The following is a 22,000-nucleotide window of genomic DNA, read 5'->3' on the forward strand; positions in this document are numbered from 1 at the left end:
GCTGGATGCGTCGTCAACCAGAACACTGCTGCTAAGCTTATCCACAATTGCTGGGACAAAAATCAGCAATCCGTCCTGGGTCAATTTTCAATCGGCAGGGTGGGTCAGTTTTCAATCAGCGCCAACATACACGGGTAAAAACGCGAATTATGAAGGTCTCGGCGTCAGCATCGGCATTACCGAGACCTCCCCTTCAGAGCTTGGGAGTGTTGGGCAGATTTTATCCAGAGCTGATGTCGCGATGTATAACGCAAAATCTGCGGGCAAGAACTGTTTCAGGTTTGGATAAGTCTCTGGTGGACAGGGATGAGCCTAGTCCGCGGGCTTAGCAAAACAGCGAGTTCGACTGCTTTGCGGTTTCGCGTATCTGGTGAAGACGCTCATGGATCAGCAATTATCAAAGGACCCGATAGATCTCAGAAACCACCTGCATCGTTGCGTCTTCGATCGTTCCTTCATTACGGCATAACACCCAGCCGTGATCTGCAACCGCTCGCTCGAACGCCTGGGTACACGCGACATGTTCTTCCAGCGTATGCATCACCGTACTGCTCAGCCCACGCCGTCGTGCCGCGGCCCTCGCCCATGAAATTTCGGGGGCGGTGACAACCCCGACATGCAGGTCCGGCACTTGAACGTTTCGATCAATGTTCAACTGTAGAATTTCTGCAAACGGGACTATCCGGCGAAACGCCGCATCAGATGGGTACCAGCGATCAATCAGGACGATGCTGCCTGGTGGCTGTTTAGCGAGCACGTTTTCACTAATCCAGGCACGGCTATCAGCAAAGCGCTCACACACCTCCAGCTCCAAATCCCGGGTGGGATTTCTGACGAATTGGTTAACGAGGGTCATTGTTTCACCCCGATAGGGATCGCTTTTTTTCTCGCAAAGCCGAATCACCTTTTTATTGTCTGCCCTCAGGGCTTTCGTAACGGCTTCCAACAGCGTGGTTTTGCCGGTGCCCTTGGGCCCATCCAGCGAAATAAACAACGGACGATTCATCTTTTAACTAATGATTGATGTAGGCATTGATGAACTCTATCTGAATTTGTGGCTGAGGGTTCTCAAAACCCTGGGTTACAGCCGTTTATGAACACCCATCATTGTCCCTATTTAAATGACGTATCTGCCCTTCCTAGGTATGCTCCGCGTTTATTGCCTATCACTGACACCGGGATGCCAGCCCAAGCCTCTGCTGCCCAGGCGCAGCTTATGGAGCCGTATCCTCAAGGACGTTTGAATGATGAGTACCTTTGCGCTGGACATCAGCAACCTGACGCCACTGCCTTACCATCAGCAGGTGGTCGAGTACCTGAAAACCAGTGAGCCTGCCGTGTGGAGCTGGGCCTCGTCCCTGGACGTCCAGCAGGAACATGCCCAGGATGTGCGCGCGCAACTGCTGCGAGACACCTATCGCCTGAGCCCCGAGACTCACCCGCAGGCCTATCAGGCTTGTGAGACGGCGTTGCAATGCTTGCAGATCCACGCACCCGCCACCCTCTACCAGGCCGGCGATGGCGCGATGAATGCGAGCCTTTATTACCTGGCCGGTGAAGTGCATGTGGTGTTTTACGGGCCGATTCTGGAACGGCTCGAGGCCCGGGAGTTACTGGCGCTGCTGGGACACGAGCTGGCCCATTACCGTTTATGGTCGGAGCACGGCGGTGACTATCTCACCGCCGAGCGAATTCTTAATCACGCGATGGCTGACGTGTATACGCCAACCAGTCTGGAACAGACCGCACGGTTATATAGCCTGCATACCGAAATCTACGCCGACCGCGGTGCGGCCCTGGTGGCCAGCGGATCGGAAGCGTCCATCACCTCACTGGTCAAGATTCACACCGGGATTGTCAGTGTCGATGCCGCCAGCTATCTGCAGCAGGCCCGCGAGCTGGATGGCAAGGATGCGCAAGTGTCCCAGGGCGTATCGCATCCGGAGACGTTTCTGCGCTCCCAGGCAGTAGACAGCTGGTGGCGGCAGCTACCGGAGACGGACGCCTGGCTGCACCGCCGGTTGCGCGGGCCGTTGTCGCTCAGTCGCCTGGATGTGACCGACCAGGTCGAATTGACTGCCCTCACCCGTGGCTTTATCGCCAGCTTTATCGGCGCTGCGGTGTTGCAGTCCGAGGTTGTGCTCAATCAGGTGCGTGGTTTCTTTCCCGACTGGAAGGACAATGAAGCGCCGCTGGACCTTGGCACGCTGAATGCCGAGCGTATCGACGCGAGCATCCACGAATACCTGCACTTCATCATGCTCGACCTGAGCCTGGTGGACCGTGACTTGCGTGATGAAGCATTGCTGCATGCCGCGCGCACCGCGAAGAAGCTGGGCAGCGCCGACGACTTTGTCAGCGTGCTCAAGCGCGATATCAAATTACCCAAACGTGAGCTCGACCCGATCGTTCGCGCGCTCAAAGCGGAGGTCGACACATGGACCCAATAACCCAACCCGTCACGTTCACTCAATTGCTGCAGAGCTACGACGGCGCCGCTGTGCCCATCGACGATGTGTTGTTCCTCGCGGTGCCGCTGCTGCGTCAGGTGGCGCAACTGCATGAGCTTGGGCGTGTCGCGCAGCTCAGTTACCTCGACGTGTTGCAAGGCCCGGAGCGTACCCTGCAACTGCGCAACCCCGAGGGCGTGCCGCCGCGACTGGCGCTGGAGGCGATCAAGCGGGTGCAGCCCAACCCGGAGTCGGCGCTGAATATCGTCGGCAACGTCCGCCTGACCCGGGATTCGGAAACTGGCGTGGCGATTACCGACCTGCAAGTGCAGGAAGACCCGCACCAGGCCATCGACCACCCGGTGTTCCTGACGGACTTGCACAGTTGGGAGCATCGTCTGGGGCATCACGATGAAATTACCGATATTTTCCAACTTGGCCAGTTACTGGCGTGCCTGGCCTGCGGGCTGGATTTTGCCGATATCAACGACATCAAGACGTTTGCCCGGCACCGGCGCAACCTGTTCCAGCTCAATGGCCGGCTCAACCCGGTGCTGGCCAACCTGATCGTGGAGATGACCGAACTCAACCGGCATGAGCGCGCCACCGATGTCAGCTCTCTGGCCCGGCGCCTGGAGTCCTGGCGCGAGCAGCCGGCCAGCCTGGATGTCGAGCGTGTGTTGGCCCAGGCCGAAGGCCCGGCCTCGCGGCGCACCGTGGTGCTGGAGCATCTGCGCAACCGGCTGTTCGACCTGTCGCGGCGCAATCGACTGCTGCACTTCCGGCCGACCCAGGCCAACGTCAACCTGACCGTGGCCAGCGTGCCGCTGGTGATGCAGATTGAAAGCATCCGACCCGAAGCGTTGTGCACCTGGCAGCCGACCCTCGGTGGTTTCTCCGAGCAGGTATTGAGTGGCAAGCCCGTTGGCTTGCAGCAATGGCTGCGGTTTGAAGACCAGACCTGGCTGCAGGCGTCCCTGGAACGCATCATTCAGGAAACCCGCCGCGACCGTGCCGAGTTCGGCTTCAGCAACCTGCGCCTGGTGGTGGCCTTCATGCGTTGGCACAACCTCAAGGACACGCCGGAAGAACGCATCGTCACCCCGCTGCTGTGGCTACCGGTGGAACTGAGCCGCAAAAAGGGCGTGCGCGATCAGTTCATGTTGCAGTGCGATGAGACCGAGGCAGAGTTCAACCCGGTGCTGCGTCATCAGTTGCGCCAGCTCTACGATATCCAGTTGCCGGAAACCGTCGACCTGCAAAAGACCTCGCTGGAAGAAATTCACGCCGACATTGCGCGGCAGATCAAACTGACCGAGCCCGGCGTAGAGTTGCGCCTGCAAAGCAAGCCGCAAATCGAACTGATCCACCAGAAGGCGGTGCAGCATCTGCACCACTTCCAGCGCCGCCGCGCCCGCCAGCGCTCGGCCATGCCGTTGGTGAAACCGGATTTCAGCTACGACCGCGAAGACTACCGCCCGCTGGGCCTGCAACTGTTTCAGCAAAAGGTGCTGCCCAGCGGGTTGCCGCTGCGCCTTGCGGTAGGTGGCAAACCTTCGCTGCGCGACCAGCATCCGCAAATGGTGGCCAGCAGCACCGAAAACAGCACCTTCGCCCTGCCCGAGAATCAGGGGCATCGCTACGCCTGGGACATTGACCTGACCCAGGTCACCTTGGCCAACTTCAACTATCGCAAGATGTCGCTGGTGCGCGACTACGCGCAGTTGATCGAAGAACCGGCCCAAAACGAAGCGTTTGACCGGATGTTCTCCATTGAGCCACGGGAGGTCGAAGTTCAGGCGCCGGACCCGATCCCGTTGCCCGAACAATGGAATGTGGTGGCCGGCGACGCTACGCAGAATGCCGCCGTCAGTCTGGCCCGCACCGGGCGCAACTTCATCATTCAGGGGCCGCCGGGCACCGGCAAGTCCCAGACCATCACCAACCTGATCGCCGACTACGCCGGTCGCGGCCTGCGCGTGCTGTTTGTGTGTGAAAAGCGCGCGGCACTGGATGTGGTATTCCATCGCCTGCAACAAAGTGAGCTGGGCGAATTGTGCTGCCTGATTCACGACTCCCAGACCGACAAGAAGGCCTTCGTGGGCAACCTGCGTGAGTGTTATGAGCGTTGGATCACCGGCGATGCTCAATCACCGCAGTTGCAAGCCCGACGCGGCGCCACACTGGCCACCTTGAGCCAACAGTTGGGCCTGATCGAGCGCTTTGAACAGGCCATGGCCGGGGTGCCGGAGACGCTGGCCTGCTCAGTGCGCGAACTGGTGCGGCATCTGATCGAGCTGCCGGCCGTTGCTGCAAAGCTGCCACCGCAAGCCTTGGAACGTTTGCCCGAATGGCGTCACTGGCAGGCACAAAGTGAGCTGACTGGCCGCCTGTATCAGGCGATCAACGAGCGCTTCGGCCTCGACAGTTTTGCACGCCACCCTTTCAGCCACCTGGCTTCAAGCCTCATTACCCACGAGCACGCCTATGGCCAGCTCAAGACATTCCTGGATGAAGCCAGCGGGTTGATGGACAGTGTCGAGCAGCTTTTGGAGTCATCCTCAAGCCTGCTGTCCAGCGACACCAGCCTGGCAGATGCGCACGTACTGACCCAGGCCGCCGAGCGACTGACCAGCGCCAACTTGGCATCGCACCTCGACCTGCTGGAGCCGGGTTCACCGGGTTCCCAGGCGCTGCACGCCGAACAGGCTGCTTTGCAAACGCTGGCCGTGCAGCAACATAACGCCGGTGAAACCACCCGCCATTGGCGCGACAAACTCGCGCCTCAGGACACCCAGGCTGCGCAGGATCTGGTGCAGCGCCTGGAAGGTTCGCTGCTGCGTTGGCTGCAACCGTCCTGGTGGCGCCTGCGTGGCGAGCTGCAACGGCGCTACGACTTCAGCCAGCACGCGGTTCGCCCCAGCTACCGCAGCGTGCTCGATAACCTGGCCGGCGAACACCGTACCACCGCCGAGTTGCAGGCCGAACAGCAGCGCCTGCAAAGTCGCTACGGCATCCAGGATATCGACCTGTTCGTACAAAACCTGCAAGCCCTGCTCCAGCAACTGAGCGCATCAGCGTTGTTGCGCCAGTGGGTCGAAGGCCTGCGCGGCAGCCCGGACGCCCTGCCCGGTGTGCGCCAGGAAGCCAGCCTGCGCCAGCCGGTTGCACGTCTGGCCGAGCTGGTTGCGCAACACTGTGTGTTCGAACCCGCGCCGAGCCTGGGCACGTTGGCCGAATACCTGCGCGACTTGCGTGAAGAACTCGACGAACTGCCCGACACCCTGCCCCTGCTCAACGAGCTGCACCAGGCCGATCCCGTCTGCCTGTTGGCCCTGCAACAGCACGCCCTGGCGCAACGTGCGCTGGATGGGTTGGTTGCCCAGGAAAACCTGACTCGCCTGTATCGCGCCAACCCGCAACTGGCGCGCTTCGACGGCTCGGCCTTGAGCCTGGCAGCCCGTCAGGTCAGCCAGGCTGAAAGCGGCCTTCTCAAGCACAACGCCCATGTGCTCAGCGCCACACTGCACCAGCGCTTCCTGGAGCATGTGAAGCAATCGGCGATGTCGGTTACCCAGATGGACGCCCAGGCCCGTGAGTTCAAGAAAACCTATGCCAAGGGCCGCCGCGAACTGGAGCATGAGCTGGGCAAGACCATGCGCTATCGCTCCATCCGCGAAATGGCGAGTGGCGACAGTGGCCGGGTGATCAACGACCTCAAGCCCATCTGGCTGATGAGCCCGCTGTCAGTGTCCGACACGCTGCCGCTGACCCCGGACCTGTTCGACGTAGTGATTTTCGACGAAGCCAGCCAGATCCCCAGCGAAGAAGCCGTGCCCGCCTTGAGCCGTGCGCAGCAGGTGATTGTGGTGGGTGACGAGATGCAATTGCCACCGACCAACTTTTTCTCCAGCGCAGGCGACCAGGACGATAACGAACTGATTGCCATGGAGGACGGCGAGCAGATTGCAATCAACCTCGATGCCGACAGCCTGCTGAGCCAGGCCGCGCGTAATTTGCCGGCGACCCTGCTGGCCTGGCACTACCGCAGCCGCCATGAAGCGTTGATCAGCTTCTCCAACGCGGCGTTCTACGAAGGGCGACTGATCACCATTCCCGACCGTCGTATCGAGCGCCCTGCCCCGGCCCATGCGGCCCTCGACTCCCTGGATGCCCAGGCAGTGACGCAGGGCGCCGACACGTTGCTCGACAGCCCCATCAGCTTTTTGAAGATGAGCGATGGCGTCTACCTCAGCCGCAGTAACCTGGCCGAAGCACGGTATATCGCCAACCTGGTGCGTGAACTGCTGCAACGCGAGACCGGCCTGAGCCTGGGCATCGTGGCCTTCTCCGAAGCCCAACAAGGTGCCATCGAACAGGCCCTGGAGGAATTGGCTGCCCGTGACTCGGCCTTTGCCACACGCCTTGAGCAAGAGTACGTGCGTGAAGACGCCGGGCAGTTCAATGGCCTGTTCGTCAAGAACCTGGAGAACGTCCAGGGTGATGAGCGCGATGTGATCATCCTGAGCATCTGCTACGCGCCAGGACCGAACGGCAAGATGCTGATGAACTTCGGCCCGATCAACCAGCGCGGCGGGGAAAAACGCCTCAATGTGATCTTCAGCCGCGCACGCAAGCGCATGGCGATCGTCTCCAGCATTGAAGCAGATGCCATCACCAACACCCACAACGACGGTGCGGCTGCGCTGCGCGCGTTCCTGCAGTTCGCCCAGGCCAGCGCCAGTGGGGATGCGCCGCGTTCCCAGGGTATCCTCGCCAACCTCAACCCGGGCGCCAAGCAATCCTTTGCCGTCAGCCTGCCCAAGGACAGCCTGCGCAGTGCCCTCGCCGCCGCGTTGCGCAAGCGCGGGCATACGGTGCAGGAATATGTCGGGCGTTCGCAGTTCCGCTGCGACCTGGCCATCAGTGACGCCAGTGGTGAACACTTCGGCCTCGGCGTACTGCTGGACGGCGATACGGCGAGCGCGGCTGACGTGCGTGAGCGCTATATCTTCCGCCCGACCGTGCTGCGCAGTTTTGGCTGGAAGATCATCGACGTGCCCAGCCATGACTGGCTGCGAGACCCGCAAGACGTGCTGAATCGCATCGAAGCGTTGCTGAGGGGTGAAGAGGCACCCGCGCTGCCAGAGCCGGAACAGCTAGTGGAGCTGGAAACGGTTGAGGTCGAGCCGGCGCCAACCCCTGAAGCGGCGCCCCCGATGCGCGGGTTCACCTTTGGTGAAGGCAACTCCAACAAGTTCTGGCGTATCGGCGTCACGGAGACGGAGGTGGTGGTGAACTTCGGCCGCATCGGCACCAAGGGCCAGACCCTTATCAAGTCCCTCGACAGCCCCGAACGTGCTTTGCGCGAAGCAGAGAAGCTGATCGCGGAGAAACTGCGCAAAGGGTATCAAGAGCAGGTGGGGCTCAATCACACCGGGCCGCTCTGAGTAGATCCGGCATGAATGAGATAAGCGCGTTCAATCAGAACGCGCTGTAGCGATCCCATGACTGATCAGATCTGGAAATGCTTGACCATTGTGTTCAGCTCAGACGCCAGGGTTGCAAGAGACTGTGAAGCGGCCGTCGTTTGGCTGGAACCCTCTGAGGATTGAATCGACAGTTGCTGGATATTCAGCAGGTTCTGATCTACCGCCCGCGCGACATGCGCTTGCTCGTCAGCCGAGGTGGTAATCACCAGGTTACGGTCATTGATTTCGTCATTGGCTGCAACAATGTCCGCCAAGGCTTTTTGCGCAAGCTCGGCCAACTCGAGGGTCTGTTGAGTCATGCTGCTACTGGCGTGCATGGTGTTGACGGCGTTGGCGGTCCCGGTCTGGATGCCTCCGATCATCTGCTCAATTTCTTGGGTGGATTGTGCCGTACGGTGTGCCAGGGCACGCACTTCGTCGGCCACCACCGCAAAACCACGGCCCGCATCCCCCGCACGTGCGGCCTCGATGGCAGCGTTCAGCGCCAAAAGATTGGTTTGTTCGGCAATCGCCCGAATAACATCAAGGACTTTGCCGATACTCTTGGCTTGATCGGCAAGGCCGCCGACTTGCTCGGAACTCAGCTCGACACCCTGTGTCAGCGATCGAATCGAATTTAAAGCCTCAACCATTCGCTGCTGGCCTTTTAAGGCGATGTTTCGCGATTCCTGTGAAAGCTCGGAAGTCGACGCGGCATTCCTCGCCACGTCTTCAATGGCTGTTGTCATCTGCGTGACCGCCGTGGCTGCCTGCTCAATCTCCCCATGCTGTTGTTGCAAGTCGCGACTGCCCTCGGCGGTGACAGCATTCAGTTCTTCAGCCGCAGCGGCCAGTTGGTTGGAGGAGCCGGTTATCTGCCGGAGTGTCTGCACAAGGTTATCGCGCATCACCTCCTGCGCCCTGAGCAAGCGTGTGGCCTCGTCGTTACCGGTGGGGTTGATCGGTTGGGTCAGATCGCCCCTGGCAATGGTTTCGGCCACGTGCACCGCTTCGATGATGGGCGCGGTAATGCTTCGGGTCAGCAGCCAGGCAACAATCACTGTTCCCGCACTCACCAGCAGAATCACGATTGCGATACCACCGATGGCATGCTCGTAAGCGTCTACAGACTGTTGGCCAGCCTGTTCGGCGCCCTTATTGGCAAGGTCTATGAGTTGATCGAAGTTCTTTGTCATCTGCTCATAGCTGTCTCGTATGCTGTTGAGAAACTCTACGGCAGCCTTTTTATCGCCCGCCCGCGAGAGCCGGAGCATCTCGATATGGTTCTTCGCATAAACATCAAGACTCTGGTTGAACACAGCGAGACGTGATCTTTCATCCGCCGTACTGAGTAATCCTGCGTACTGCGTCAATTGTTCCTTGACGATTTTCAGGCGACCTGCTGATTTTTCTTCGTAGGTCTGCATTTCTGCGTTGGTTGAAGACAGGATGTGTGCCATCTCACCCAAGCGAAAACGGTCTAGCGATGCATTGGCCAGCGCGAGGATCCTGACCCGCTGCATCCAGTTGTTCTGGATATCAGCCGCCTGGAACTGAACTTCTCGAATCTGCTTCAACGCGAAGAGGCCGAGAAACACACTCAGCAACGCAATAGCGGCAAAAGCGATGAACGCTCTGGCGGCGATTCGTATATTTCTTAAGAACATGGATTTTTTCGCTCAGGTTCGAAAAGCATTTAGCAGCAATCTTGGCAGGTGACATTGGGCGGATCCATCAAGCGGAAAAACCTTAGCCACCTCCGTTACTGTCGGTAGAAAACCGAAAACCTTGAGCACAAAGATTCGACCTGACCTGCATAGGGTTATCCAGCACGAATAGGTCGACAGCCATGCTGGGTGCCCGTCATAGGTTTATTGATATCGGTGGCCTTTCCGGGAGAGCGACTCACACCAACACTCGGCATCGGAACTGTTGTGATTTCAGTGGGCACTTTTATCGTGACGGTAAGACGACGTCTACTGCCTTTTACTAACCCATCGCGGAATCTCCAGCCCCAGGCTTTCGCGCAATGTCGTCCCTTCATATGCCGTGCGATACACACCACGCGCCTGCAACAACGGGATAACCTCCTGGGTAAACCGTTTGAACTGCTCCGGATGCCCGATGTAGATGTTGAACCCATCCACCGCCCGCGCTTCAAACCAGTCGACCATCTTCCGCGCGACCGTATCCGCCGACCCAACAAACGCCCCCGGCCGCAGTTGCCGCCCAAACTCCACGGCCTGGCGCAATGTAAAACCGTTGTCCCGAGCCTGATCGGCAATGCGTTTGGCCGCCGTAAAAAAGCTGCTGCGTGCAGCCTCCAGGCTTTCCTGCGGAAACGGCGCATCAAGGTCGTACTGGCTGAAATCATGCCAACCAAAATTGCGCCCAAATTCCTTCAGCGCCAGCTCAACGCTATGGTCGGCCTGATGGTAGTACTGCTCGATTTCACGCGCCTGTTCATCGGTGTCGCCCACGTAAATTTCGGCACCGGGCATCACCAGCAATTGCTCCGGGCCGCGGCCATGTTGTACCGCCCTGCCCTTTATATCCCGGTAAAACGCCTGGCCCTGCTCGATGCTGGCCGCATGGGTGAAGATCACATCGGCCGTGGCGGCGCCCAGGTCGCGGCCTTGTTCCGAGTCGCCGGCCTGGAATATCACCGGCTGGCCTTGGGGTGAACGCTGGATATTCAGCGGGCCGACCACGGAAAAGTGCTCGCCCTTGTGGTTCAGATTGTGCAGTTTGCTCGGGTCGAGGAACTGGCCCGTGGCCCTGTCGCGCACGAACGCATCTTCCTCGTAGGAGTTCCACAGCCCCTGCACCACCTGGACGTGTTCGGCGGCCCGGCCGTAGCGCGTGTCATAGTCATAGTGTTCGTCGCGGCTGTAGTTGCCCGCGGTGCCGGCATCTCCGCTGGTCACTACGTTCCAGCCGGCGCGGCCTTTGCTGATCAGGTCCAGTGAGGCCAGGCGCCGTGCGACGTTATAGGGCGAGTTATAAGAGGTCGTCAGCGTGCCAACCAAGCCTAAATGGCGGGTGCTCACGGCAAGTGCCGATAACAGCGTGAGCGGCTCCAGGCGATTCAGGTAGTGGGATGGAGAGCCGGGTGTGATGAACTGGCTGTCGACGATGAACATCAAGTCGAACAGTGCCGCTTCGGCCTGGCGTGCAATGTCGATGTACCAGTCGACGTTGACGCTGGCATCGGCCGGCAATTGAGGATCAAGCCAGAGGTTATGGCGGCCGGGCCCGCCACAGCCCATGGTCAGGGCGCCAAGTTTGAGCTGTCTTTTGGTCATGTCTAACGTATTCCTTGAAGCGTTGATCAGGGCTGGGTTTTGGCAATGGCTGGCTGCAACGATGCCGAGAAGGAGTCGTCGAACAGCTTGGCTGCCGGGTAAGACTTGACCAGGCCCTGGCTTGCGAAAAAGTCCACGGTCTTTTGCGCTTCCACAGGCGATTGGGCCGTCACAGGCTCGACCGTCGTGCGTGCCCGGGCAAACCAGGCGCGGGCGATGTCAGCATCTGCCCGGGTGCGTTTGGCCCAGGCATCCGCATAAGCGTCAGCGTTGGCCGGGCTTTGGCGAGTCCAGTCACGGGCTTTTTTCAGGCGCTGTAGAAAGTCGCTGATTTGTGCGCGCTTGGTATCGACTGCCTGGGTGCTGGCGGCGATGAAGCTCTGGGCCGGGATCAACCCGTCAGCGGTCGCCAGAACCCGTGCACCCTGGCGTTCCTGTTGTGTGACGTAGGGTTCCCAGGTGGCGATGACGTCAACTGAGCCACCTTCCAACGCGTGGGAGGCATCCAGTGCGCTGAGGTAGCGCAATTGCAGTGAGTCTTTTGGCACACCCGCTCTATCCAGCGCGGTCAGCAGCAACTGCTGGCTCCAGGAGCCTTTCCAAATGGCCGCGCGCTTGCCTTTCAGGTCCGCAAGGCTGTGGATCGACGAATCCTTTTTCACCAGGATGGCCACGCCATCAAGGTTTTGCTGGCTGATGCCAATCACCTTGATCGGCGCGCCCAGTGCGCCCAGGAACAGCACGGGCGCATCTCCGAGCAAGCCGATGTCCAGGCTGTTAGTGTTGAGCGCTTCGGCGACCGGTGACCCGGCGGTGAATTGCTTCCATTCAAGGGTATAGGGCAGATCATCAAGCACCCCCGCCGCCTCCATCACGGCCTGGGTGTTGTAACTTTGGTCTCCGACCACCAGCGTTTGCGCGTTCGCGGTCAGGCACAGCAATGCGGCGGTTAACCCGGCCGCCAGTTTTGTCAGGTAACGCACGTTCGTCTCCAGATGCCTTCTCGGGCATTTCAAGTCGATCCGCGCGTGCGGTCTCGGTACTGTGTAGGAATGGATGAGCCGATTACAGCTCCATAAGGCATGCCGAAGCTTTATCGCGATGAAATCCGATCGCTTATACGATGAGGCTATGACGACGACGTGTAAAATACTTATTATGCATAACGTAATTCAATAATAATGCGCCACGTGCATTATCAGGACTGGCCGGCTTGCAAGCTTTCAGGCAATTGATGCTCGAAAAAATCCACCGCCGGGTAACAGTACGTTCGAACAAGCCAATGGTCAGTCTGATCGCCAATAAGCGGACAGTCTTGACCTGGATCAGAAACACCCGGCAACCGAGGGGTAAACAGGAAGGACTGCTTCATCTCAGTGGAGCTTGCTGTTTACGAGGACTCTCGCCATGACCGTCGTTCCCCATCACGCTTCAAACAGTGCTACCCCTGTGCCGGATGTGAAAACCGATCACTGGATCGACCCCTTGAAAGACGGTAGCCATGTGCTGATCCGGCCGCTGGAGGCCAAGGATCGCGAGCGCGAGTTCGCCTTCATCAAAAACCTTTCTCCAGAGTCGCGGCATTTTCGCTTTCTCGGCACCATCACAGAGCCTGGTATCGCCCTGATGAACCAATTGATGGACGTCAACAGCCAGTACCAGATGGCCTATGTCGCGCTTTTCATGGACGGTGGGCATTTGATCGAGGTCGGCGTCGCGCGTTATGCCTCGGCTGAAGGCGACACCCAATGCGAGTCGGCGGTGGTGGTTGCCGATCAATGGCAACGCAAAGGCCTGGGCAAGCGGTTGATGCAACACTTGATCGATGCGGCACGCCTCAACGGCTTTGAATCCATGATGTCGATGGACTCGGCGGTGAACTCTCATATGCGCCGGTTGGCGCAAGACCTCGGCTTCGAGAGCCATCACGACCCGCTGGACGCGACGCAGGTCGTGTATCGGTTGGCGCTGAACTGAACCTCAGTGTTGAGGGGCAACGGGCTGTTGGGCAATCTCAGGATTGCAGCACTTTCTCTGGTTTTATCGCCAGCACGCTGCACGGCGCCTGATGCAAGAGCTGTTCGGCGGTGGTGCCTAATAGCTTTTTAACCCCCTTGTGCTGCACGGTTCCCATCACGATGACGTCGGTGTGATGCAAGGTGGCGAACTCACAAATACTCATCAGCGGCACGCCCTCAATGAAGTGGCGACATTCAGGGGGCACGCCGTGGCGTTCGCTCATCGCGGCAAATGCCTCGTGCTGAGCCACGCCCAGCGCTTCATAGATACCGGTGGCCAACGGCAGCGCGCCATAACCCATGTCCTGGGCATACACGGACGTCCAGTCATACACGTGTACCAATTCCAGCCGGGCATCACACTGTTCGGCCAGTTTCACCGCAGCGTCTATGATCTGGTCGTTAAACACCATGTCCTGCTCTTCACTGCGCAGCAGATCGACGATGGCCAGCACATTGCGTGGCTGTGGGTTGAGGGCGTTGGTCACCAGATGAACCGGCGCGGGGCAATTGCGCAGCAGTTGCCAGTCCAGTGGTGTGAAGAAGATGCGTTTCAACACGGACTCTTCTTCGGCGTCCTTGATGATCAAGGCCAGCTGCATTTCGTTGACGAAGTGCAGGATTTCCTCGTAGGGATGCTGAACCCATACCACTTCACAGGTGGCGTTAACCCCGTGTTTGCTGGCCAGTTCCACTTGCTTCTCAAGCCAGCGGCGATGGGTTTGCAGGTACCCCTCCCGCGCCAGGCTTATTTGTTCAGGGGCGAACAGACCCGCCACCGCCAACGCCTGCACATAATCAAACGCAACGATGTGCAACGGTAGTTGCATGGCTTTGGCCAGCGCATTGGCCCGGTCGAACGAGGGTGTGCGGGTCATGGCTGGAGGGGCTATCAACAGTAAACGCTGTGTCTGTGACATGGGACACCTCAGATCAGTTGTTTTGTTACTGTGACTTGATGGTTTGCCCGCGCTGGCAAAACGTTTTAAGCAAGGTTAAATCCATGATTTCAACGCTACGCCCTTCGAACGTCATCAAACTCAACTCCCGCAGACGCGCAATCGCTCGGCAAATCGTTTCGGACCGCACACCAATAGCCGACGCAATGTCTTCACGTGACATACGCAACAGAAAACGGTGCGCCGAGTAGCCGCGGTGTGCAAAGCGCTTTGAAAGCCCAAGCATGAAGATCGCCAAGCGCTCTTCTGCGCTGTAATGCCACAGTGTGAACAGCCGGGTCTGGCCATGGGTAATCTCTCGGCTGAGCATCCTGCTCAAGTTCAAGCGCAAGACGGGCACATCGCGAGCAAGACTTTCCAGGCGCCGATACGAAATGACATAAACCTCACTGTCTTCCAGCGCCACCGCCGAGCATAGATAAGGCTCACCGGTAATTGCCTCCAGCCCGATGGCTTCTGCGGACATGGTAAATCCGGTTACCAGGCTGAACCCTTGTTCGCTGACGAGTACGGTTTTAAAACTGCCATACCGTACAAAATATAAATACTGCGAATGTACGCCCGCGTGATAAAGCTCTGCGCCTTTGCCAATACGTACGGTGTGGGTGATGAGTTCATCGAAACGTTCAGACTCCGACTCGGAGCACTCTGAAGACAAAAACACCTCTTGAATGGCGCCATGGTCAACGGTTTTAGTCGAGGAATAGGACCGCAAGGAAAAGGGTGTCGCCACTCGTGTTTGTTCGGTATTGATCTGCATCATGCACACTCCGGCAGCGTTAACTGGGGCATCACCCGAAGGCGGGCGTCAGGTCGAGTTCGTAAATGATTTCGTCATCGCCAGTCGCCGGATACCGGCTATGAAATCCGAGGCTTCGCGCTAGCCGATGCATGCCAAAGTTATTATTCTGATGCACCGACATCATTGTTTTGAAGCCGTTACGTTGCGCCGCCACGATAAGGTGTCCCATCAACAACGTACCCATGCCATGGCGTTGCCAGCGGTCCGCGACTACCACCGCACAATCACACTGCCGGGCGTCGGCACTGGTGGTGTAACGACTGATACCGACTTCGCACAACTGGCCGTTTTCATGAACCATCGCGATGTACGCCGTGCGGTTGCAGTAGTCCACGTCCATCATCTGGTCCATGAGCGACACATCCACTTGCCCCATCGCCCCGAAAAAACGCGTGCGAAACGACTCGGCAGACAGTTGCTTGATAAAGTCGAACTCAAGATGGCGGTCTTGTGGGTGCAACGGGCGAATCAGCACATGGGTATCGTTGCTCAAGGCCTCGATCCAATGCTCACTGGGCGGCTCGTCGGCGAGCGCCGCGAGAATTTCAGCTACTACGTAATCAGTCATCATAATGCCGTCCTGGCGGACCTCCACTCAGCTGTACAACCGACGGAACACCGTCGGCAGCAAATCCGGCAAATCTTCTGCCAATAACCCGGGACCAAATTCGGCCGCCGCCGCCCCGTGCAGCCAGACACCTGCGGCGGCTGCCGTAAAGGCCGTCATGCCTTGGGCGAGCAGGCCCAGGATGATCCCGGCCAGCACGTCGCCGGAGCCTGCGGTGGCCAACGTCGGGGGCGCATTGGCGTTGATAATTGCCCGGCCATCCGGCGCGGCAATCACGGTGTCACTGCCCTTGAGCACCACGACCGCCGAGCAACGCAGGGCTGCGGCCCGGGTGCGGGTCAGCTTGTCGCCGGCGGGGTCAAATACCCTGCGGAACTCGCCCTCATGGGGTGTCAATACACAAGGGCCCTGCACCGCACGGTCCAATGCGCCAGGGTCATCCTGGAAAGCGGTAATTGCATCAGCATCAATGACCGTTGGGCGCCCGGTTGCAAGCATCGCCAAGGCGTGGCCAAACGTGCCGTTACCCACACCAGCCCCCGGCCCGATCAACCAGGCGGAAAAGCGGCTGGCATTGAGCAAATGGCCAAAATCCTCGGGCGTGACCCAAGGCCGTACCATGATGCTGCTCAACGTTGCGGCGTAAATGGGCAGCGCCATTTCAGGCACCGCAAGGGTCGTGAGGCCTGCCCCGGCCCGTGCTGCACCTCTGGCCGCCATGCGCGCGGCACCGGTCATGGGGTAGCCACCAAATACCAATGCATGGCCACGGCTGTGTTTATCGGTGCCGGCATGGGCTCTTGGCAGGCTCGCCAGCCACAAGGCTGGGTGATTCTCGAAGGCCACGGGCGTGATGGTGTCGAGGACCGATTTGGGCGTGCCGATATCGGCAACAACGACTTCGCCACACAGGTCTCGACCCGGTAACAGCAGATGGCCTGGTTTCTTGCGAAAGAACGTTACGGTCAGCACGGCGGTGACGGCGCCCAGCGCTTCACCGGTATCGCCCATGACGCCACTGGGTGTATCGATCGCGACGATCGGCGCGCAGCCGTGCCCGGCAGCAGCCAGGGTGTCCAGCGCCTGCCCTTCCAGCGGACGGCTGAGGCCCGCACCGAATAGCGCATCTATGATTAATTCGGCCCCTTCAAGCACCTTTGGGCTCAACGCTTCGACTTCCCCCTCCCAGCGCTGTGCATGTTGCCTGGCCTCATCTTGCAGGCTGAAACGGCTACCCAGCATCGCCACTCTCACCGGCCAGCCGGCTTGCGCCAACAAGTGCGCGGCGACAAACCCGTCACCGCCGTTGTTGCCAGGCCCGCACAAAACCAACAGCGGCCTGGGTGTCCAGCGGCTCTCGATTTCGCGTGCTACTGCTGCCCCGGCGTTGGCCATCAACTCGAAAGACGAGACGCCGGCAACGACCGAAAGCCGGTCGGCCTCCGCCATCTGTCGCACCGTTAACAAGGCGCTCTGGTGACTGCTCAGCTCAGACTCGGAATTCAACCTGCTCATGGGTTTTCGCTCTCTTAAACAGCACCGAAATCTATGACCACCCGCGATGGAACGTCGCCGTGTTCGAGGCGCTCGAAAATCTGGTTGATCGCTGACAGCGGCTGCAATTCAATGTCGGCCTTGACCTTGCCTTGGGCGGCGAAGTCCAGCGCTTCGGCCATGTCTTGACGGTTGCCGACAAATGAGCCGCGAACGGTGATGCAGTTGGCAACCACGTCGAACAATGGCAGCGGGAACTCACCGGGCGGCAAGCCCACCAGCACACAGGTACCGTGCTTGCGCGTCATGCCCACGCCCTGGCGGAAGGCGCCCAGGGACGGCGCGGTGATCAGCACACCATGGGCGCCGCCGCCGGTGGCCTTGATGGCTGCCTCAATCGGGTCGCCCTGTTTGGCGTTCACCACCGCGTCGGCCCCAAGGCGTGTGGCATGGGCCAGCTTGCCGTCGTCGATGTCCACTGCGCAGACCCGCAACCCCATGGCCTTGGCGTATTGCACCGCCAGATGACCGAGGCCGCCGACGCCGGACACCACCAGCCATTGCCCTGGACGGGTTGCGGTTTCCTTGATGCCCTTGTAGGTGGTGACGCCCGCGCAGATGATTGGCGCCGCCTCGCAAGCCGATAGTCCTTCAGGGATGTGGGCGACGTAATTCGGGTCGGCCAGAATGTATTCGGCAAACCCGCCGTTCTGGGTATACCCACCAAACTGCGCCTGGGCACAGACCGTCTCCCACGCACTGAGGCAGTATTCACAATGCCCACACGCCGAATACAACCAGGGCACCCCTACCCGCTCGCCTTCGCGGACACTGGTGACGCCCTGTCCCAGCGCCGTCACGATGCCAATCCCCTCGTGCCCGGGGATGAACGGCAACCCGGGCTTAAGTGGCCAATCGCCCTTCGCGGCATGCAGGTCGGTGTGACAGACCCCGCAGGCCTCAGTGCGAACCAGGATCTGCCCCGGCCCCGGGGTCGGAATGTCGCAACGCTTGAGCACCAGCGGTTGGCCGAATTGTTCAACGACGGCGGCCTGCATTTGGTGTGTCATGGGTATTTCCTTATTGGGTGATCTCGCAAGCGCGCCATGTGGCGCGCCCCTGGGCCGGTGTCCTGTCCCTCACACCGGTGCGTCGGTGCTTAAGTAACGCACCAGTTTCTTGTTGACGAAGGCCTGGATGCCCATATCGCCCAACTCACGGCCGTAACCGGAGTTTTTGATCCCGCCGAAGGGCAGTTCGGCATCTGACCAACTGATGTTGTTGATAAACATCATGCCGGTGTCGATCTGGCTGGCCACCCGTAGGCCACGCGCTACATCCTGGGTGAACACAGAGCCGCCCAGGCCGAAGTCCGAGTCGTTGGCCAACGCGATCGCCTCTTCTTCGTTCTTGACCCGGAAAAACAGCGCCACAGGGCCAAAAAATTCGCCCCTGAACGCCGGGTTATCCGGTGCAATGTTGGTCAGGATGGTCGGGGTCATGTAAGAACCCGGGCGTTGAATGCGCTCACCACCAAGCAGTACCTGCGCGCCGGAAAAAACGGCGTCGTCTACCTGCACCAGTAACTGCTGCAGCGCCGACTCTGACGACAAGGGGCCCAGCATCGTGCTCTCGTGCATCGGGTCGCCTGGCTCAAGCTCGGCCAGTGCCGCCCTGAAGCGCTCGATAAACGCATCCGCGACGTCCTCCACCACGATAAAGCGCTTGGCGGCGCAACAGGTTTGTCCACAGTTGTACATACGGCCCCACACCGCCCAACTGAGGGTGAGGTCCATGTCGGCGTCTTCCAGAACAATGAAGGCGTCGCTGCCTCCCAGTTCCATGGACGACGGCTTGAGGTTGGCCCCGGCCCTTGCTGCGAGGCTGCGGCCCGCAGGTACGCTCCCGGTCAGGGCGACGCCCTTGACTCTGGCGTCATCCACGACACTGTCCGACTGCTCGTGGGATATCAGCAGGTTCGTATACAGGCCCGCAGGGGCCCCCGCCTCAATCAACAAGGCTTCGAAAGCAATCGCACACTGCGGCACACAACCGGCGTGTTTAACCACCAGTACGTTACCCGCCATCAAGTGTGGCCCTGCGACACGGGCCAATTGGTAATAAGGAAAGTTCCAGGGCTCAACGCAGAAGATCACCCCGATCGGGCTGCTTTCCATATGCGCTTCGCCCTCTTTGGGATGGAGCTTGTGGCGGGCCAAAAAACGCTCGGCATTTTTCGCGTAATAGTCAAGGATGTCTGCGCTGAAACTCACCTCGCCACGGGCCTCACTGATGCGTTTTCCCATCTCCAGGGTTGCCAGCCGAGCGAAGTCGTCCACCCTGGAACGCATTAGCTCGCCAGCCTTGCCGATAATGGCGGCACGTGCCGCATAAGACGTGTGCTTCCAGCTCTGAAAGCAACGCTGCGCAGTCGCCAGTTTTTCCTCCAGCACCCCATCGCTGATTTGCTCGAAGCTTTCCAGTAACTGGCCGTCGCTGGGGTTTACGCTTGTATAAGCCATGATGAATGCCTTTCCCGTGAGGTGACGCACGCCGATGGATTTCGGCTAAGAGCCCCTCAAGGGCTAAGCCCTAGGGGAGTGCTCTGGTTGGGCTTGATAAGTACAACGCGACCATTGAACCGCCCGGACCGGGCGAAGATCAGTGCGCGACAATTATGTTGTTCTGTACATTCTGGACGCCGGCTGTCCCCCAGGCAGAATGTCTCGCCAGGTCGCGCTCGGCCCAACTGTCGACAGTCCCGGAGAGCGTCACGTTGGCGCCTTGGACTTCCACGTTGATTTTGTGCGAGTCAATAATGGCCCGACGGTTGAGCGCCTCGATGATGTCTGACTTCACATCCTTGGCCGATACTGTTGACTTGATGACGATGTTGTTAGTGATGCCCTTGACGCCCATCAGGTTGCGAACGGCGTCCAGTGCCGCCCGGCGCTGGTATTCCCATTCCACGTCGCCGCCCAGGGTTACCCAGCCGCCCTCGACCTGGATCTTGATGGAGTCCTTGAGCAGATACGTTGTCCACTCCAGGGCGCTGTCGGCAGAACGGGCGATATCGGCATCGGTGCGCTGGGTCAGGCTTGGTAATTTCACGTCTATTTCTACTGCCAGCGCGCGAACCCCCGAGACTTTTTTGGCAGCTTCTTCGGCAGCCCATTTTTCAACGAAGCTGTCGACGTGCCCGGCCAGGGTCACGACGCCATCCTGAACCTCGACCCCGATTTGCTCAGCATTGATTGACGGCTCCCAGCGCAACTCTGCAAGCACGTCATTTTTCAATTGCCTGTCCATTTTCATGTCATTGCTCCCGACCAGGTGATTGCAGGTCATTACGCCGAGACAGTCGGCGCGACAAAGACACCGCAGAGCCATTCACGTTAGGCGCCTGAATGTCTGGTGAGTAGCCTCGGAAACTACCTACACTCTGGGCCCGAGCCATCGCGTAACAGGCCAACACCAATGACCAAATTCATGCGTCGTCATGCAGAAACCCACAACAGCAGCCGAATCGGCTGGCTCAGGGCTGCGGTGCTGGGCGCAAACGATGGAATTGTGTCAACCGCAAGCCTGCTGATCGGCGTGGCGGCCGCCAGCGCTACGCACAACTCGCTGATTGTCACTGGCGTCGCAGGGCTTGTGGCGGGCGCCATGTCGATGGCGGCAGGTGAGTATGTTTCGGTGCACTCCCAGGCCGACACCGAACACGCCGACCTGCTAAAAGAGAAAAGAGAGCTTGCGACCAAGCCTGAGGCTGAACACCGGGAGCTGGCGCAGATTTATGTCAGGCGTGGCCTTGATCCGGAGCTGGCCAGGCAGGTGGCAGTTCAGTTGATGGCCCACGATGCCTTGGGGGCGCACGCACGGGACGAACTGGGTATCTCCAGGGAGCTAAGCGCCAAACCCCTCTCTGCAGCGTTTTCCTCGGCGACGAGTTTCATCGTTGGGGCCGCGTTGCCGGTCGGGGTTACCTTGGTAGTGGCGCTAGAGCACGTGATTCTCTGGATATCGATCATGTCACTGGTGTTTTTGGCGGCCCTGGGGGCTGTCGCCGCAAAGGCCGGAGGCGCGCCGTTGTTGGCGGGCGCCTGGCGTGTGACGTTTTGGGGGGCGTTGGCGATGGTCATTACTGCGGTGGTGGGCCGAGTATTCGGTGCAGTGGTTTAGCACAACATATATCAGCCTGGGGATTCAGGAGTGGGAACAAATCAGTGTCAGGAATTGATTCTCGACACTGACGCCTGCCGGCGCCCGGTCATCTGAAAGGAACAGCTCGCCGTTATAGTAGGCGAAAGACACCGAGTTTTCGGTTACCCGCTGGTGTGCAAAGCCACACACCGCCAAGTCACGGCCATCGGCGTTCACTGCGGTGGCGTAGACCGGGTCGAACACCCACCCTCCTCCTTCAAACCCAGCCAATGCCTTGGTCTTGGCAGCGCGCTCTTCCTTGGCGGCAACCGGCACCTTGATACGGGGTTGGTTCAGGCTTTCGATCGAGTCCGGTGTCGTGACGGCCGTTTCTGGCGGGGTTTGGCTGCAGCCGGCCAGGCATACGCAGGCGAGTCCGAGCCTGGCGATGACGTTCAAGGGCAAAATACTGACCGGGTTAATTGGCACGTCCGGCCTTCTTGAGCATCAGTTGCGCCCGCTGATTGGCTTCGTCTGCCGATTTTTTTGCCGCAAGCGCGGCCTGCAGTGCCTGGTCGGCCTTTATGGCTGACTCATCCGCGTGCACTCTTGCTGCGGTTGCCATGTCTTCGGCGCCGCTGATCCTTGCGTCCACTTCCTGGCGCCGCTGGCTGCAACCGGCGGTCAAAACCAGGCTCACGATCAATGGTGTGATCAGGATGAGTCTTCTCATGGTGTCGCTCCTTTTAAACTGAATAGTCGGTGCCGGTGCTGCATGGGACACGTTATC

Annotated in this window: 18 protein-coding genes and 1 pseudogene; 5 read left to right on the forward strand and 14 right to left on the reverse strand. The window is 59.5% G+C overall.

Annotated elements, in window-relative coordinates; translation table 11 throughout:
* Positions 1–289 (forward strand): diguanylate cyclase domain-containing protein (locus CEC48_RS31190; protein WP_256579752.1); only part of this gene is annotated, 289 nt, incomplete at its 5' end.
* Positions 290–397: 108 nt separating this feature from the next.
* On the opposite strand, the gene CEC48_RS20540 is transcribed toward CEC48_RS31190, so the two are convergent.
* Complete coding sequence (locus CEC48_RS20540; RefSeq protein WP_088425414.1) at positions 398–1,006, reverse strand: dTMP kinase; 609 nt, start codon at positions 1,004–1,006, stop codon at positions 398–400.
* A gap of 241 nt (positions 1,007–1,247) precedes the next feature.
* Here CEC48_RS20540 and CEC48_RS20545 point away from each other — a divergent pair, with 241 nt between their 5' ends.
* Both CEC48_RS20545 and CEC48_RS20550 read left to right on the forward strand, forming a co-directional pair.
* Positions 1,248–2,450: a M48 family metalloprotease gene (locus CEC48_RS20545; protein WP_088425459.1), complete on the forward strand. Its 1,203-nt coding sequence runs from the start codon at positions 1,248–1,250 to the stop codon at positions 2,448–2,450.
* Positions 2,438–7,900, forward strand: coding sequence for a WGR domain-containing protein (locus tag CEC48_RS20550; RefSeq protein WP_088425415.1), 5,463 nt, complete (start codon positions 2,438–2,440; stop codon positions 7,898–7,900). Before CEC48_RS20545 ends, CEC48_RS20550 begins: the two co-directional genes overlap by 13 nt.
* A gap of 65 nt (positions 7,901–7,965) precedes the next feature.
* Here CEC48_RS20550 and CEC48_RS32220 read toward each other — a convergent pair whose 3' ends face one another.
* From CEC48_RS32220 to CEC48_RS20565, 4 genes and pseudogenes are all read right to left on the reverse strand, one after another.
* Positions 7,966–8,829 (reverse strand): methyl-accepting chemotaxis protein, encoded by an 864-nt coding sequence (locus tag CEC48_RS32220; RefSeq protein ID WP_371917778.1) that lies wholly within the window; start codon positions 8,827–8,829, stop codon positions 7,966–7,968.
* A pseudogene (locus tag CEC48_RS32225) lies at positions 8,824–9,588 on the reverse strand (MCP four helix bundle domain-containing protein); the annotation flags it as partial. The gene CEC48_RS32220 and the pseudogene CEC48_RS32225, both read right to left, overlap by 6 nt.
* A gap of 309 nt (positions 9,589–9,897) precedes the next feature.
* The gene (locus CEC48_RS20560; RefSeq protein WP_088425417.1) at positions 9,898–11,226 is read right to left on the reverse strand and encodes an LLM class flavin-dependent oxidoreductase; all 1,329 of its coding nucleotides are present in this window, start codon (positions 11,224–11,226) and stop codon (positions 9,898–9,900) included.
* Between the two features lie 26 nt (positions 11,227–11,252).
* Complete coding sequence (locus CEC48_RS20565; protein WP_088425418.1) at positions 11,253–12,209, reverse strand: ABC transporter substrate-binding protein; 957 nt, start codon at positions 12,207–12,209, stop codon at positions 11,253–11,255.
* Between the two features lie 424 nt (positions 12,210–12,633).
* Between CEC48_RS20565 and CEC48_RS20570 the strand changes: the two genes are divergently transcribed.
* A complete protein-coding gene (locus CEC48_RS20570) occupies positions 12,634–13,203 on the forward strand; it encodes a GNAT family N-acetyltransferase (protein WP_088425419.1) in 570 nt (189 codons plus the stop codon).
* A 37-nt stretch (positions 13,204–13,240) separates the two neighbouring features.
* Here the strand turns inward: CEC48_RS20570 and CEC48_RS20575 are convergent, their stop codons facing one another.
* The 7 genes from CEC48_RS20575 to CEC48_RS20605 form a co-directional block, all read right to left on the reverse strand.
* Complete coding sequence (locus tag CEC48_RS20575; protein ID WP_088425420.1) at positions 13,241–14,164, reverse strand: universal stress protein; 924 nt, start codon at positions 14,162–14,164, stop codon at positions 13,241–13,243.
* A 25-nt stretch (positions 14,165–14,189) separates the two neighbouring features.
* Positions 14,190–14,966, reverse strand: coding sequence for a cyclic nucleotide-binding domain-containing protein (locus CEC48_RS20580; protein ID WP_256579754.1), 777 nt, complete (start codon positions 14,964–14,966; stop codon positions 14,190–14,192).
* Between the two features lie 28 nt (positions 14,967–14,994).
* The gene (locus CEC48_RS20585; RefSeq protein ID WP_371917777.1) at positions 14,995–15,573 is read right to left on the reverse strand and encodes an N-acetyltransferase family protein; all 579 of its coding nucleotides are present in this window, start codon (positions 15,571–15,573) and stop codon (positions 14,995–14,997) included.
* 27 nt (positions 15,574–15,600) lie between these two features.
* A complete protein-coding gene (locus tag CEC48_RS20590) occupies positions 15,601–17,088 on the reverse strand; it encodes an NAD(P)H-hydrate dehydratase (protein ID WP_088425422.1) in 1,488 nt (495 codons plus the stop codon).
* A 14-nt stretch (positions 17,089–17,102) separates the two neighbouring features.
* The gene (gene adhP, locus CEC48_RS20595; RefSeq protein WP_088425423.1) at positions 17,103–18,137 is read right to left on the reverse strand and encodes an alcohol dehydrogenase AdhP; all 1,035 of its coding nucleotides are present in this window, start codon (positions 18,135–18,137) and stop codon (positions 17,103–17,105) included.
* Between the two features lie 69 nt (positions 18,138–18,206).
* A complete protein-coding gene (locus CEC48_RS20600; protein WP_088425424.1) occupies positions 18,207–19,589 on the reverse strand; it encodes an NAD-dependent succinate-semialdehyde dehydrogenase in 1,383 nt (460 codons plus the stop codon).
* A gap of 139 nt (positions 19,590–19,728) precedes the next feature.
* On the reverse strand, positions 19,729–20,382 hold the full coding sequence (locus tag CEC48_RS20605; RefSeq protein WP_088425425.1) for a BON domain-containing protein: 654 nt from the start codon (positions 20,380–20,382) through the stop codon (positions 19,729–19,731).
* A gap of 162 nt (positions 20,383–20,544) precedes the next feature.
* Between CEC48_RS20605 and CEC48_RS20610 the strand changes: the two genes are divergently transcribed.
* Positions 20,545–21,249 carry a VIT family protein gene (locus CEC48_RS20610; protein ID WP_218192535.1) on the forward strand — a complete coding sequence of 235 codons (705 nt, stop codon included), beginning with the start codon at positions 20,545–20,547 and terminating at the stop codon, positions 21,247–21,249.
* Between the two features lie 24 nt (positions 21,250–21,273).
* Here the strand turns inward: CEC48_RS20610 and CEC48_RS20615 are convergent, their stop codons facing one another.
* A complete protein-coding gene (locus CEC48_RS20615) occupies positions 21,274–21,699 on the reverse strand; it encodes a hypothetical protein (RefSeq protein WP_256579755.1) in 426 nt (141 codons plus the stop codon).
* Positions 21,689–21,943: an Lpp/OprI family alanine-zipper lipoprotein gene (locus CEC48_RS20620; RefSeq protein ID WP_088425426.1), complete on the reverse strand. Its 255-nt coding sequence runs from the start codon at positions 21,941–21,943 to the stop codon at positions 21,689–21,691. The genes CEC48_RS20615 and CEC48_RS20620 overlap by 11 nt, the downstream gene beginning before the upstream one ends.
* Between the last annotated feature and the right edge of the window lie 57 nt (positions 21,944–22,000).

Source organism: Pseudomonas sp. K2I15 (assembly GCF_002204795.1).
In the GTDB taxonomy this organism is placed as follows: domain Bacteria; phylum Pseudomonadota; class Gammaproteobacteria; order Pseudomonadales; family Pseudomonadaceae; genus Aquipseudomonas.